The organism is Xanthomonas sp. WHRI 6106 (genome assembly GCF_040202405.1).
GTDB lineage: Bacteria > Pseudomonadota > Gammaproteobacteria > Xanthomonadales > Xanthomonadaceae > Xanthomonas > Xanthomonas cannabis.
The window spans coordinates 381,861-395,991 of sequence record NZ_JBEGFC010000001.1; the positions used below are offsets into that span (position 1 = coordinate 381,861).

The 14,131-nt window shown below is 67.5% G+C and carries 14 protein-coding genes; 3 read left to right on the forward strand and 11 right to left on the reverse strand.

The window, feature by feature from the left end; genetic code table 11:
- Positions 1-157: 157 nt before the first annotated feature.
- The 3 genes from ABQZ09_RS01725 (at position 158) to ABQZ09_RS01735 (ending at position 2,571) form a co-directional block, all read left to right on the forward strand.
- Positions 158-910 (forward strand): S-methyl-5'-thioinosine phosphorylase, encoded by a 753-nt coding sequence (locus tag ABQZ09_RS01725; protein ID WP_184552354.1) that lies wholly within the window; start codon positions 158-160, stop codon positions 908-910.
- A gap of 87 nt (positions 911-997) precedes the next feature.
- The gene (cspE, locus tag ABQZ09_RS01730) at positions 998-1,204 is read left to right on the forward strand and encodes a transcription antiterminator/RNA stability regulator CspE (protein WP_003488188.1); all 207 of its coding nucleotides are present in this window, start codon (positions 998-1,000) and stop codon (positions 1,202-1,204) included.
- A gap of 95 nt (positions 1,205-1,299) precedes the next feature.
- Positions 1,300-2,571 carry an FAD-dependent oxidoreductase gene (locus tag ABQZ09_RS01735; RefSeq protein WP_184552352.1) on the forward strand — a complete coding sequence of 424 codons (1,272 nt, stop codon included), beginning with the start codon at positions 1,300-1,302 and terminating at the stop codon, positions 2,569-2,571.
- Between the two features lie 27 nt (positions 2,572-2,598).
- Here ABQZ09_RS01735 and pdeM read toward each other — a convergent pair whose 3' ends face one another.
- The 11 genes from pdeM to ABQZ09_RS01790 all read right to left on the reverse strand — a co-directional run bounded on the left by pdeM (position 2,599) and on the right by ABQZ09_RS01790 (position 14,091).
- Positions 2,599-3,243 carry a ligase-associated DNA damage response endonuclease PdeM gene (gene pdeM / locus ABQZ09_RS01740; RefSeq protein ID WP_228313727.1) on the reverse strand — a complete coding sequence of 215 codons (645 nt, stop codon included), beginning with the start codon at positions 3,241-3,243 and terminating at the stop codon, positions 2,599-2,601.
- Positions 3,233-5,734 carry a ligase-associated DNA damage response DEXH box helicase gene (locus ABQZ09_RS01745; RefSeq protein ID WP_184552349.1) on the reverse strand — a complete coding sequence of 834 codons (2,502 nt, stop codon included), beginning with the start codon at positions 5,732-5,734 and terminating at the stop codon, positions 3,233-3,235. The genes pdeM and ABQZ09_RS01745 overlap by 11 nt, the downstream gene beginning before the upstream one ends.
- Positions 5,731-7,335 (reverse strand): ATP-dependent DNA ligase, encoded by a 1,605-nt coding sequence (locus tag ABQZ09_RS01750; RefSeq protein ID WP_349775954.1) that lies wholly within the window; start codon positions 7,333-7,335, stop codon positions 5,731-5,733. The genes ABQZ09_RS01745 and ABQZ09_RS01750 overlap by 4 nt, the downstream gene beginning before the upstream one ends.
- Positions 7,332-7,565: a hypothetical protein gene (locus tag ABQZ09_RS01755; protein ID WP_184552345.1), complete on the reverse strand. Its 234-nt coding sequence runs from the start codon at positions 7,563-7,565 to the stop codon at positions 7,332-7,334. Before ABQZ09_RS01755 ends, ABQZ09_RS01750 begins: the two co-directional genes overlap by 4 nt.
- Positions 7,562-8,581: a ligase-associated DNA damage response exonuclease gene (locus ABQZ09_RS01760; protein ID WP_039406600.1), complete on the reverse strand. Its 1,020-nt coding sequence runs from the start codon at positions 8,579-8,581 to the stop codon at positions 7,562-7,564. The genes ABQZ09_RS01755 and ABQZ09_RS01760 overlap by 4 nt, the downstream gene beginning before the upstream one ends.
- Positions 8,582-8,811: 230 nt before the next feature.
- Positions 8,812-9,177: a hypothetical protein gene (locus ABQZ09_RS01765; protein ID WP_104581054.1), complete on the reverse strand. Its 366-nt coding sequence runs from the start codon at positions 9,175-9,177 to the stop codon at positions 8,812-8,814.
- Positions 9,174-9,710 (reverse strand): bactofilin family protein, encoded by a 537-nt coding sequence (locus tag ABQZ09_RS01770; RefSeq protein ID WP_184552343.1) that lies wholly within the window; start codon positions 9,708-9,710, stop codon positions 9,174-9,176. Before ABQZ09_RS01770 ends, ABQZ09_RS01765 begins: the two co-directional genes overlap by 4 nt.
- A 110-nt stretch (positions 9,711-9,820) precedes the next feature.
- The gene (locus ABQZ09_RS01775) at positions 9,821-11,530 is read right to left on the reverse strand and encodes a diguanylate cyclase (RefSeq protein WP_184552341.1); all 1,710 of its coding nucleotides are present in this window, start codon (positions 11,528-11,530) and stop codon (positions 9,821-9,823) included.
- Between the two features lie 365 nt (positions 11,531-11,895).
- Positions 11,896-12,222: an XAC1346 family secretion chaperone gene (locus ABQZ09_RS01780; RefSeq protein WP_047694353.1), complete on the reverse strand. Its 327-nt coding sequence runs from the start codon at positions 12,220-12,222 to the stop codon at positions 11,896-11,898.
- Between the two features lie 229 nt (positions 12,223-12,451).
- Positions 12,452-12,793 (reverse strand): hypothetical protein, encoded by a 342-nt coding sequence (locus ABQZ09_RS01785; RefSeq protein ID WP_039406586.1) that lies wholly within the window; start codon positions 12,791-12,793, stop codon positions 12,452-12,454.
- A gap of 122 nt (positions 12,794-12,915) precedes the next feature.
- On the reverse strand, positions 12,916-14,091 hold the full coding sequence (locus ABQZ09_RS01790) for a thiolase family protein (RefSeq protein ID WP_039406584.1): 1,176 nt from the start codon (positions 14,089-14,091) through the stop codon (positions 12,916-12,918).
- Positions 14,092-14,131: the final 40 nt, after the last annotated feature.

Sequence of the window (14,131 nt, forward strand, 5' to 3'; positions counted from 1 at the left end):
AACGCCGCGCGCCGTCTGGGGACGCGGAGATCGCAGTCCTGCATGTTCAATAGCGACACCGACAGCCTCGTCGGCGTCGCTCGTCCTGGCCCGCCACTGCGCGGGCAACCTGGCGCGCGCCGCGCGCATCCACGTCCGTTCGTAGCAGAGGTCGCCCATGTCCCCCAATTCCATCGCCCTGGCCGTCATCGGCGGCACCGGTGTCTACAAGCTCGCGCAGCTCGACGACGTGCAGACGCATGAGCTCGACACCCCGTATGGCGCACCGTCCGGGCCGATCCGTATCGGCATGTTGCTCGGCCATCGCGTGGCGTTCCTGGCCCGGCACGGCGAAGGGCATTCGCTGCCGCCACACAAGGTCAACTACCGCGCAAACATCGCTGCGCTGCAGCAAATCGGCGCCTCGCGCGTGCTTGCGCTCAACACGGTGGGCGGCATCACCGACCAGTTCGGGCCGCGCGTGCTGGCGTGCCCCGACCAACTGATCGACTACACCTGGGGCCGCATTTCCACCTTCTGCGAAGAGCCCGGCAGCGAGGTGCAGCATGTGGATTTCGGCCACCCGTATTCGCCCATGTTTCGTAGCAAGGTGATTGCCGCCGCCAAGGTGACCGGCGTCACGCTGGTGGCCGGTGGTTGCTATGGCGCGACGCAAGGACCACGGCTGGAAACGATTGCAGAGATCGCACGGATGCGTCGCGACGGTTGCGATCTGGTCGGCATGACCGGCATGCCCGAAGCGGGGTTGGCGCGCGAAAAAGGCCTGGAATATGCGTGTCTGGCGATCGTGGCCAACTGGGCGGCCGGCTGCGGCGACGCGCAGGAGATCACCATGGCCGACGTATTGGCTAACGTGGATGCCGCCTCGTCCGGCCTGCCGGAACTGATTGGCGAACTTGCACGCGGGTGATTGTCATTGGGGAATAAGCTTTGCATACTCGGCGCGTACGCACCGCCGTACACCACCCATTAATTATTGCAAAGGTCTCGCATCACCATGCCGAACGGTACCGTCAAGTGGTTCAACGACGCCAAGGGATTTGGCTTCATCTCACCGGAGGACGGCAGCGCCGATGTCTTCGCGCACTTCTCCGCGATCAATTCCAAGGGCTTCCGCAGCCTGCAGGAAGGCCAGCGCGTCAGTTATGACGTGACCCAGGGCCCCAAGGGTGCCCAGGCTTCGAACATCACGCCGGTCGAGTAATCTGACTCGATTGTGCGGTTGAAGAACCCCGCCACGGCGGGGTTTTTTTTTGCGCCGTCGTGCGTGGGCAGCAACAACGAAACAGAGCAGGGACGATGCAACGAACATTACGGATTGCGGTGGTTGGCTACGGAACCGCGGGGCAGGCGCTGGCAGTGTTGCTGGGGGCCGATGGGCATCAACTGGAGGTGTTCGAGCGCGCCGCCGCGCCCGGCCCGGTGGGCGCAGGCTTCTTGCTGCAGCCCAGCGGCCTGCAGGTGCTCTGGAACATGGGTTTGCTGCCGCAGGCGCTTGCGCATGGCGCACCGGTGCGCCGCTTGTACGGCGACACGCCTTGCGGGCGCGCAGTGATGGACATGCAGTACCGTGATCTGGATACGCGCCTGATGGGTGTGGGCATGCAGCGCGGCGCCTTGTTTACGCTGCTGCGCGAGGCCTGGCCACAGCACGCGCAACTGCATGTGGATACGCAGATCACCGCCATCGACCACGACGGGGCGCGCGTGCAGGATCAACGCGGGCAATGGCACGGCCCTTTCGATCTGATCATCGCCGCCGATGGCTCGGCGTCCACCTTGCGCGCGCAGGCGCAGGGAACCCGGCTGGATCGGGTGTATCCATGGGGCGCGCTGTGGTGCCTGTTGCCGCGCGACGACTGGCCGTTCGTGGACGAATTGCGCCAGCGCTATATCGGCGCGCGCAAAATGATCGGCCTGCTGCCGGTGGGCACACGTCCGGGCGATGACACCCCGCGGCTGAGTTTTTTCTGGAGCCTGCCGTGCAGCGATTTCGTTGCCTGGGAACAACGCGGCATGGCCGCCTGGCGCGATGAGGTGGCGCAGATGTGGCCGGAAGCGCACGCGCGGCTTGCCACGGTGCAGGTGCATGGCGCACTGGCGCGAGCGAGCTATCGCGATGCGGTGGTGTCGCGCTGGCATCGCGGCCGCTTCGTGCTTGCCGGCGATGCGGCGCATGCGATGAGCCCGCAGCTCGGGCAGGGCGTGAACATGGCCCTGCTCGACGCGCTGGCCATGCGCGATGCATTGCGTGCGGGCAGCGATCTGGACGAGGCGCTGCAGCGGTATCAACGCGAACGCCAGGCGCATGTGGCGATCTATCACCGCTGGAGCCGCTGGCTGACGCCGTTGTTCCAGTCAGAACGCGATCTCTGGGCACAGGGCCGCGATCTGCTGCTGCGCCCGATGGGACGTGTGCCGGGCGGGCGCGGGCACATGTTGCGCGTGCTCAGCGGCACCCAGCATGGCTGGTTCGGCAAGTTGGCGTTGGCGCCGGAATTCGTGGAGGCGTTGTCGCAACCGGTGGCGCAGGCGGCCGACGACAAGGCAGAAGTGGCCGCAGCGTCGTAGCGTCGGCCGGCGTATTCGCGGCGCTGGCTAACGCACCGGCAGTGCCATCGCATCGCCTTCCACACAGGCGACCAGGCGCTCGCCTTCGGTGAGCGTCGGCACGATGCCTGCGGTGAACTGCGAGAACGCCGGCAGGATGGTCACGCGCTCGCGCAACCAGAAGGCGGGCCAACGTCGCGACAGCCCCGGCAGCTTGGCCAGTGGATGCAGATGCCCGCACAGCACATGGCCGGTGGGGTGCGGCAACGGGTCGTGGCGCAGCACGAACGGGCCATCTTCGACCTGTTCGCCGGCCGCTTCGATCTGCAACCCGGCACCGGCCAGTGCGCGGTCGTGATTGCCGCGGATGGCGATCACCCGCAACGCGCAATGGTGCTCGCGCCATGCGCTCCAGCGCCGATGCCAGGCGGCGCGCGGTGCCGGGCCGTGCAGCAGGTCGCCCAGGATCCACAGCGCATCGACCTGGCGCTGGGCGAGCAACCCATCCAGCCGCTCCAGATCGTGTGCGGTGCCGCCGGCCGGCAAGCCGATGCCGGCACGCCGGAAGACGTCGGCCTTGCCCAGGTGCAGGTCGGCGATCAACAGCGCGCGCTGCGTCGGGCGGTACAAGGCGCGTTCGCCGAGCAATTCCACGGTTTCGCCGGCCAGCTGCAGCTGCACGCTATCGCCCATGCTTGCGCTCCAGTTGTTCGGCAGCGCGCAACACGCGCGCCTTCCAGTCTTCGGTACTCAACTGCCCACGCACGCGTTCGGCCCATAGCGGAAACGACAACGGGGTGAGGCTGCGCGGCTTGCGCAGGCGCAATTCGCGGCGGGCGCAATCTTCCAGGGCATGCGCAAGCCGGGCGACTTCCAGTTGTCCTTCGAACACCTCGCGCTCGGCCTGTGCCAGCAACAGGTGATCCGGGTCGAAGCGCTGCAACACGTCGTACAGCAAGCCGCTGGAGGCCTGCAGCTGACGCAGGCTGCGCGGCGCACGCCCAGGCAACGAGGGCGACAACAACCCGGCCACGCGCGCGATCTCGCGGAACTGCCGGCGTGCCAGCTCGCCCAGGTTGAGGCTGTCGCGCAGATCGTCGAACAGCGCTACCGGCGACAACAAGCTCTGCAGCACATCGGCATCGATCTCGACCTCCTGCGCCGGCGACAGCACAAAGCCGTAATCGTTGGCGGCAAAGCTAAACGTATTGCGCTGACGCCGGCCCCAGCGCGCCGCCAGCAACGCGGCCAGCCCTTCGTTGACCTGCCGGCCGGCGAACGGGTACACGAATACATGCCGGCCATCGCGGGCCTTGATGCTTTCCACCAGCAGATGGTCCGGCCCCGGCAGCGAAGAGAGCGAGGCCTGCAGCTGCAGTAACGGCGCCAATGCCTGCATCTCCGGTGCGTCGCCGGGGTCGGCAAACACCGCTTCCACTTCGCGCCCCAGTGCCGACGACAGCGGCATGCGTCCGCCCATCCATTTGGGCACCACGCCGCTGCCGCCCTTGGCCACGCGCACGTAGGCGGTCATGTCTTCCAGCCGCACCAGCTCCAGCAGGCGGCCGGCAAACTGGAAGCGGTCGCCGCGGCGCAGACGGCCGACGAACTGTTCTTCCACCGCGCCCAGCCGCCCGCCGCGCAGGAACTGCACGCGCACGCTGCCATCGCTGGTGATCGTGCCGATGGACAGCCGATGCCGCAGCGCGACGCGCCGGTCGATCACGCGGTACACGCCGTCGTCGTCGCGCACCACCTTGTGGAAATCCGGGTAGTGCGCCAGTGCGCTGCCACCTTGCACGATGAAGTCGAGCACCGCATTCCAGGTGGGTCTTTCCAGCGCAGCGAATGCATCGGTGCCGCGCACTTCCTCGAATAACGCATCGGCCTGGAAGCCGCCGCCCAGGGCGAGGGTGACGCAGTGTTGCGCCAGCACATCCAGCGACAAGCGCGGTGGCGGCCGTGCTTCGATATGGCCGTGGGTGAGCGCGCGTCGGGCGGCGGCGTATTCCACCAGTTCCAGCGCATGCGAGGGCACGCACACCACGTGGCCGGATTCGCCTGGGCGATGGCGTGCGCGCCCGGCGCGCTGCAGAAGGCGCGCGATGCCTTTGGGGCTACCGACCTGCAACACCTGATCGACCGCCGGAAAATCCACGCCCAGATCCAGGCTGGAGGTGGCTACCACGCAACGCAGGCTGCCATCGGCCAGGCCGCGCTCGGCGGCCGCGCGTAGCGATGGATCCAGCGAGCCGTGATGCAGCGCGAGCGTGGCCAGGTCTTCGGGCCACACCGCGCTCAAGGCCTGGTGCCACAACTCGGCCTGCGCGCGGGTATTGGTAAACACCAGGCTGGTGCGCTGCTGCATGATCTTTTGCAGCACGCGCGCCAGTTGTGCCAGACCAAGATGGCCCGCCCATGGGAACCGCTCGCCACTTTCCGGTAGCAGCGTTTCCAAGGTCATCGTGCGCGGTTTGACGCCCGATACCAGCGCTGCATCGGGCAGGTGCGGCAGCAGCACATCGCGCGCCTGCGACAGATTGCCCAGCGTTGCCGACAGCCCCCAGATGCGCAGGTGCGGCGTCCATCCGCGCAAGCGCGCCAGACACAGTTGCAGCAGCACGCCGCGCTTGTTGCCGAGCAGCTCGTGCCACTCGTCGACGATCACGCAGCGCAGCGCCGACAGCTGCGGCGCGGTGTCCGGATACGACAGCAGCAAGGCCAGCGATTCGGGCGTGGTGACCAGCACGTCGAGCTTGCCGCTGCGTGCCAGCCGCTTGTCGCGCGCGCTGGCATCGCCGGTGCGCAGTCCCACCTGCCAGTCCAGCTCCAGTGCTTCCACCGGTTCGCGCAATGCGCGCGCGGTGTCGGCGGCCAGTGCACGCAACGGCGTGATCCACAGCACCTGCAGATTGCGTTGCTGCTGGCGCCGCGCAGGTGCAGCAGATTTGCCTTGTTTAAGCGGTAACTTGCGCCCGCGCGTAGCCAATGCGTCCAGCAATGGCCCGCCGAACGCCGCCAGGGTCTTGCCGCTGCCGGTGGGCGTGTGCAGCAAGCCGGACTCGCCATCGAGATAGCGCTTCCACACATCGCGTTGAAACGGCAACGGCGCCCAGCCGCGCTGCGCGAACCAGTCGCGCCACTGCTGCAATGGCGTGCCGCGTGCCTGCTGCGCCGCCGTCACCGCGCCAGGGCCTGCAGGCTGCTCAGGTGGTCGGCCTCGGACATCGGCTTGTCCTGCCGCCAGCGCAGGATGCGCGGGAAGCGCACCGCGATACCGGATTTGTGCCGTGCGCTGCGATTCACCGCTTCAAACCCCAGCTCGAACACATGATGCGCGGTGACCGCGCGCACCGGCCCGAACCGTTCGGTGGTGTTAGCACGAATCCAGCGATCCAGCTGCAGGATTTCCTTGTCGTCCAGGCCCGAATAGGCCTTGGCGATCGGCACCAGTTGTCCCTCATGCCACAGCCCGAAGGTGTAGTCGGTATACAGCGTGCTGCGCCGGCCGTGGCCGGCTTGCGCGTACAACAACACCGCATCGATGGTCAGCGGGTCGATCTTCCACTTCCACCAGTCGCCACGTCGGCGCCCGGCCTGATACACCGAGTTGGCGCGCTTGAGCATCAGCCCTTCCACGCCGCGTTCGCGCGCTTCCACGCGCACCTGCGCGGCGGCCTGCCAATCGCTCACCTGCACCAGCGGCGAGGCGACGATGCGCGGGTCGGCGAGTGTGGCAAGCACGCCGTCCAGCAGTGCGCGTCGCTCCTGCAGCGGGCGCTCGCGCAGGTCCTCGCCGTCCAGTTCGAGCAGGTCGTAGGCGACCACGCGCGCCGGTGCGTCGGTTAGCGTCTTGGGGCCGGGTTTGAGTCGTTGGATGCGCGTCTGCAAGGCAGTGAACGGCATCGGCAAGGGCTGCTCCGGTTTCCAGGCCAATAGCTCGCCATCGATGACGGTGCCGTCGGGCAACTGCATCGCCGCGCGTTCGATCTCCGGAAAGCGCCCGTCCAGGCGCTCTTCGCCGCGCGACCACAGCGCCGCTTCGCCGGCGCGCCGGATCAGTTGCAGCCGGATGCCGTCCCACTTCCATTCCAGCAGCCAGTCTTGGATGGGTCCTAGCGTATCGACGGCCGCTTCGAGCGGCGACGCAAGAAAGAACGGGTAGGGCTGCTGACGATCGCCGGGCAGTTCTTCGCTGGTCAGCAGATCGGCCAGGTAGGTCGGATGCGGGCGCCAACTGCCGAGCATGCGCTGTGCGATGCGCGCGATGTCCACGCCTGACAGCTCGGCCAGCGCCTGCTGCACGAGCCGCTGCGACACGCCGACCCGCAACGCGCCGGTGAGCAGCTTGTTGAACACCAGCCGCTCGTCGAAGGCCAGGCTGCGCCAGGCCTGCACGATGCACGCCTTGCGCACGGCGACGTCCTGATTGGCGATCGGCAACAGCCGGTGTTCGATCCATTCCGCCAGCGGCAGGTCGGCCGCTTCGGTGTCCGGGTCGTCCAGCAACAGGGCCAGCGTTTCAGCCAGGTCGCCGACATGGTCGTAGCTGTCGGCCACCAGCCAGTCGGCGATGCCGGCGGTGTCGGTGATCCATTCGCGTAATTCGCCGCTGCTGGCAATGCGCATGCGCGTACTGGCCACCTTGCCGCCGGCCAGCAGATACAGTGCCCAGGCCGCGTCCAGCGGCGCGGCATCGCGAAAATAGGCGACCAACGCCGCACGCTTGTCCAGCGTGCCGGTGCTGCGGTCCAGGGTGCGGTACAGCGCGGCAAAACGCTTCACGGCATTGCCTCTGCCGTGGCCTGTCTGTCGGCCGCGCGCAGTTCCAGCGCGCGTCGCGTGAATGCGGCCAGCGTGCGTGGGCGACGTTGCGGACGCGGCGGGCCGATGACCGCCGCCGGCATGCTGCGGCACACACGAAATGCCAGCGCATGCCGGCCAAACGCAAGTGCGCCGCTCAGGCGAATGCGCACACGCGCGCGTGCGTACCGGCGTGCGGGCAAGGGGTTCATTCCTCGGCTCCAAAATCGGTGCGGAAGGCTTCGGCCGCAACGCCGCGCTCGCGCAGGTGCTGGATCAGCGCATCGGTGTTGCCGTGGGTGGCGATCACGCGGCGTGCGCCGGTGTCTTCGATGGTCCGCAGCAGGTCCGGCCAGTCGGCATGATCGGAGACCACGAAGCCGCGATCGTAATTGCGTCGCCTGCGATTGCCACGGATGCGCATCCAGCCCGATGCGAATCCTTGTTGCGCGTGGCGGAAGCGGCGGATCCAGGAGCTGCCGGCCGCCGACGGCGGTGCCAGCACCAATTGCCCGGCATAGTCCGCGCCGCGCGCATGTTCGCTGACCGGTTGCGTGTCCAGCATCGCGATCCCGGCCTGGCGGTACACCGCTACGCCGGCCGCAATCGCGCCGTGCAGCAATGCGGGCTGGGTGTCCCAGGCGCGCAGCTCGGCCAGCACGCGCTGCGCCTTGCCGAGTGCGTAGCAATACAGGATGGCAGCCTCGCCACGTTCGGCGCACTCGCGTCGCCAGGCCACGATATCGGCCGCCACATCGGCGGTGTCGGGCCAGCGATACACCGGCAAGCCGAACGTTGCCTCGGTGATGAAGGTGTCGCAGGGCACCACTTCGAACGGCGCGCAGGTAGGATCGTGCTGGCGCTTGTAATCGCCCGAGGCCACCCAGACTTCACCGTCCACTTCGATGCGCACCTGCGCCGACCCCAGCACATGGCCGGCCGGATGCAGCGACACGCGCGCACGCCCCAGCGTAAACGCCTCACCATTGGCATGCGGGTGATAGACCTGTTCGCCAAGCCGCCATTGCAGGATCGGCAGGCTTTCGCGGGTGCAGTGGTATTCGCCCATGCCGCCACGGGCGTGATCGCCGTGGCCATGGGTGATCACCGCACGCGGCACCGGGCGCCAGGGATCGATATGGAAGTCGCCCTGTGGGCAATACAGCCCCTCCGGGCCAAGTACCACCAGATCACCGCGTGGGTTCGTGTCGTCGTTGCCGTTGCGCATGCGGCAACTCTGGCCAAGCCGGTGTGCAGATCCTGAGAATGGAAATGGCTGCATCGGCTGGGCAACAAGACGTGGTCGCACTGCCAACCGCAGGGCCGGCACTGGCGCGATGTCGGTGCACGTGGCGGGTGGCTGCGGACCGGATGCGATGCCGCGCCTGCGTTGCCAACGCGCAGTCGCCATGGCCGGTGGCGTGCCGGCGATTGCGACGCGCTACCGCAAGCAGCCCGTCAATGCCGCGTACGCCGCCCGGGTGCGCGCACCGCCATTGCCTCCACGGCGAGCGTGAACCCGCGCTCCTCGCCGCCCTGCATTGCGCCCACGTCGACCACGTGGCGGCGGATCTCCTCGCCCTTGCCGTTACGCACCACCACGACCACGGTGTATTCCCACGGATCGCCGTCGGCGGGGTGGCGGATGGTGCCGTCGACCTTCAACGGCACGATCGGCGCCGGCTGCGCGTGCTGTGCAGCCGCCGAGTCGAAGCGCAGGTGGTGTTTGCAGGCAGGGCAGATGATCGCGCTTTCCAGGATCGTGGCCTTGCAATGCGGACAGCTGCGCGTGGCGCCGGGCGTGCCCGGGCGCGGTGCGCTCATGTGGCGTCGGTGCTGTCGCCGCCCACGCTGGCCTTGGCGGCGGCTGCCGGCTTGCTGCCGGCGTCTTCGCCCCAGCCGAAGTCGGCCTGGCCACGCATGCGTGCGCCCGAGGCGACAGTGAGGTTGCCGGCCTTGACGTCGCCGACCAGCACGCCGGACGTCTGCAGTTCCACCTGCGCGGCGGACTCGATATTGCCTTCCAGCTCGCCGGCGATGATGACCTTGTTGGCGCGCACGCCTCCCGTGAGCTTGGCGCCGCGTTCGATGGTGAGATCGCCCTTGACGTTGACGTCGCCCTTGAAGCGGCCGGCCAGACGCACGTGACCGGCGCCCTCGATCTTGCCTTCGATGCTGATGTCGGCGGCGATCAGCGATTCCTTGGCTTCGCCCTGACGCTGCGATGGCGCAGCGGCCGGCACCGGCGGGGTGGGGCCGGGGTCGGCATTGAACAGCCGGCCATCGGCGGCAGGCGCCTCCGGGGCTGCGGGAGCACCGTCTTTCTTGTTGGGACCTTGATCGCGCCACATCGACATCGGACTGCCTCGCTTCGGGGGTCTGGGCCGACTATCGCTGCGTCAATCGATCTTTTGTGTGACAGAGCGCGCAATCCGAGACCGACAGCGCGCCACCCTGGCCCTGTGGGTCAATCCGGCCTGCTCGCTCCGGCGCCATGACGCTCGACCCGGTTGCGTCCGCGATGCTTGGCGGCATACAGGGCCGCGTCCGCCTTCTGGATCAGGCTGGCGCCCAGTTCGCCGTCGACCGGGAAACTGGCCACACCGATGGACGCGGTGACGCGCGGCAACGCGCGTTGCCCATCGGTGACCGCCAACGCCGCGATCTGCGCGCGGATCTGCTCGGCCACGCGCATGGCTTCCTCGCCATCGGCCTCGGGCAGGATCACGGTGAATTCTTCGCCACCGTAGCGGCAGGCCACGTCTTCGGCGCGCAGACGGGTCAGCAGCAGCTCGCCCACCGCAGCCAGCAGCAGGTCGCCGCCGGCATGCCCCTGGCTGTCGTTGAACTGCTTGAAGTGGTCCACGTCCAGCATCAGCACCGACAGCGGCAGCCCGCGTCGCGCGCAGCGGGCCAACTCATGACTGAGCGATTCTTCCAGATAGCGGCGGTTGTACAGCCCGGTCAGCGCATCGCGGATCGACTGCCGGCGCAGCGATTCGCGCAGGCGCAGGTTGCTCAGCGCCAGCGACAACTGCTCGGCCGCAGCCTCGGCGATCTCCAGGCGCGGCATCGGGCCCGGACCGGGCGAGGACAGAAACAGGAAGCCCAGCTGGGTGCCCTGCGCCGACATCGGCAGGCACGCGGTGGTGATCGGCGTCTGGCCACCCGGCTCCTCGATGTGCGCACACAACGCATCGCGGGCAAGGTCGTCGATGACATGCGGCTGGCCGCGGCGCAGCGCCCAGCATTCTTCCGGCAGCAGATGCGGTGCACTCTGCACGAGCGGTTCGCCCCAGTGACTGATCGCCTCGGCTCGATCCTGCGAGGCACGCAGCAGATACACGCTGCCGGCAACGCCCGGCAACAGGCTGGCCAGCGTGCGGCTGGTGACCACCAAGGCTTCTTCTGCACTGATGCAGCTCTGCAGCAGCCCGGTGTAACGGCTCAGCAGGTTGAGATCGGCGGTGCTGCGCTGCAGCGCGCCGACACTGTCGCCCAGTTCGCGATTGGCTTGCGCCGCCAGGCGCTCGGCCTGCGCGCGATGGCGCAATTCGCGCATCAGCACCGCATAGACGGTGCCGACCACCGCCAGGCCGAACGGAATGCCGGCCAACGCCAGCACCAGCAACAGGGTCGCGCTCTGCCGGCTGCTTTCGGCACGTTGCGCAAGCAGCTCCTGCTCGCGCTGCACCATCGTCAGCGCCTGCTCGCGGATGGCGCTGGTGGTGCGGAACGCGCTCTGGCGGATGCTCGCACGTGCCGGCTCCAGGCCGCCCTGCGCATAGACATCGAGCACCTGCTGGATCTGCCGCAGCCGCGCCTCCACCAACGCCTGCAGCTGGGTCAGGTGCTGCTCCTGCGACGGGTTGTCGGCGATCAGCCGGCGCAGGTTGCCGAGCAGGATCGGCAGGCGCTCGACGCTGGTCTGATAGTCCAGCAGGTAGGCATCGTTGCCAGTGAGCAGGAAGCCGCGCTGCGCAGATTCTGCATCCAGCAGGCGTGCCTGGATCTCGTCGACCCGGCCGATCACTTCATGGGTGTGCGAGACCAGCGCCGCGTCGGCCAGCGAACGCCGGGCACCGACAAAGATGCCGACGCCGATCACGATGAAGATCAGTGCAGAGAAGATCAGCGCCAGCTGGTTGCGGCGGCGCGAGGTAAAAAAGGAGGGCATGCGGGATGCTAGCCTGCCAGCCTCGACAACACGAGGCCAATTGCGGCCCAAGACGTGCGCGCCGGCACGAAAGTGAAGGCATGCAGGCGACGCGATGTGCCGTGTTCACAGTGGCAGACCGCGGGAAGCTGCGTGTCCGCATGCCTGGTGTTGTGCGGTGTCCGCGGCGTGCGTGTGCCGAGCGTGGCGCATCCTGCGCCCACCGGGGGCGGTGAGCGCAGGGGACAAATGCGGCTTGGGGCCGCTGACGAATCCACTGCGCAGTGGTCAGGCGGGTGCGGCCGGTGCGCGAACGCGGTAGCTACCCCATGTACACGGATGTTCTGTGCGCGCCGGCAACGCCCACCTGACAATTGCTCGCGGTCTTAGTGCTGCGGATGCTCGGCGTCGTGCTTGTCGGCGTTCTGCTCGGCCTTGTTGGCCATCTCGCGGGTCTTGTCGGCGGTTGCGTCTGCGGCATTGGCAGTTGCACGGCTGGCATCGGCGGCCAGCTCGCGTGCGGCCACGCGGGCGTCGGCGGTAGCGGCCTTGGCCTGCACTGCGGCGCGGTCGGCGGCCTGTTCGGTGGCGGCTGCGGCATGCTTTGCGGCAGAGGCAGCGTCGCGGCGCGCCTGCTCCGCATCGGGGCCCTGACAGGCAGCAAGGGTGAGGGCGGCAATGGCGCTCAACGACAGCATGCGGATCGTCTTCATGAGGTGGTCCTGTTCCTGTTCCGGTGTTGGAGAGCGGAGCTTATGCAGGGCTCGATGCAGCCTGCGTCAAGGTGCGGCCCATGCCCGCGTCGCCGGACGACAGGGCCGGGAGTGCGGCCTCCAGGCCGTCGCGAGTGGAAGCCGACGCGTTGCCCGGCAAATCGCGGGCAAAGAAAAAGCCGCTGGAAACCAGCGGCTTTTTCCGAACTCGCTTGGAGTCAAGAAGTGATTACTTCTTGGCTTCTTCAGCGGTGTCCTTAGCAGCTTCGGCGGTGTTTTCAGCCGTCTTGGCAGCGTCGGCAGCCTGCTCAGCAGCAGCGTCGGTGGCGGCGCCGGAAGCGGACTGGGCAGCGTCAGCAGCGGTGTCGGCCGAAGCAGCGGCGGTGTTGGCAGCAGCCTGAGCGGCGTCAGCCGACTGCGAGCCCGAGGCAGCAGCCTGGTCGGCAGCGGTCTGAGCGTCGGCAGCAGCTTCGTTAGCCGAAGCAGCAGCGTCCTGAGCCTGTTCCGGCTTCGAGCAAGCGGTCAGGGCCAGGCCCAGCGCCATTGCGATCAGCAGCTTGTTGATGGTCATTGTTTCAATCCTCGTCGTTAGATTAGGCAACGCGCTATTGCGCGCCCCCGACATGATGACGGCCACAAGACGAGTGTCAAGCTCACGCGCATTCAGCTTTGCAAAATCGACGTTAATACCAATTAAATCAATTCGATAGCGATAGCGGTCGCCTCGCCGCCACCGATGCACAGCGTCGCGATTCCGCGCTTGCCGCCGCGCGTGCGCAACGCGTTCACCAATGTCACTACCAGCCGCGCACCGGAAGCGCCGATGGGATGCCCCAGCGCGCAGGCACCACCGTGCACGTTGACCTTGTCGTGCGCGATGCCCAGTTCCTTGATCGGCACCATCGGCACCACGGCAAAGGCTTCGTTGATTTCAAACAGGTCCACGTCGTCCAGTTGCCAGCCGATCTTGCCGACCAACGACTGGATCGCCGACACCGGCGCGGTGGTGAACCACTCCGGTGCCTGAGAGTGGGTGACGTGGCCGACGATGCGCGCCAGCGGCGTCACGCCACGCTGTTGGGCATCGTCCGCGCGCATCAGCACGGTGATCGCCGCGCCATCGGAAATGCTCGAGGAACTGGCGGCGGTGACGGTGCCGTCCTTCTTGAAGGCCGGCTTCAGGGTCGGGATCTTGGCCACGTCGGACTTGCCCGGCTGCTCGTCGCTGTCGACGACCACCGCGCCCTTGCGCGTGGTCACCGTAAACGGAACGATTTCATCGGCGAATGCGCCGCTGCGCTGCGCCGCCTGCGCGCGTTCCACCGAGGCGATGGCGAAGGCGTCCTGATCGGCGCGGCTGAAGCCGAACTTTTCCGCCGTGGCCTCACCGAACACGCCCATGGCCTGACCGTCGTACGGGTTGGTCAAGCCGTCCCAGGCCATGTGATCCACCGCCTGGAAGTTGCCGTAGCGGTTGCCGGTGCGCGAGTTGGGCAGCAGGTGCGGCGCGTTGCTCATCGACTCCATGCCACCGGCCACCACGATGCTGGCCGAACCGGCCTTGATCAGGTCGTGTCCGAACATGATCGCCTTCATGCCCGAGCCGCACACCTTGTTGATGGTGGTGGCACCGGTGGACGTAGGGATGCCGGCGGCGATCGCGGCCTGCCGCGCAGGCGCCTGGCCGAGATTGGCCGGCAGCACGCAGCCAACGATGACTTCGGACACATCGGCCGGCGCGATCTGCGATTGCGCGAGCGCCGCTTCGATGGCGGCGGCGGCGAGCGTGGGTGCCGGCACACCATTGAATTGACCGAGAAACGAGCCGATGGCAGTGCGTTTGGCAGCAACGATGACGATGTCGGACATGAGCGGATACCGTTTAAAGTGAAACGATTATCTGCCTCGC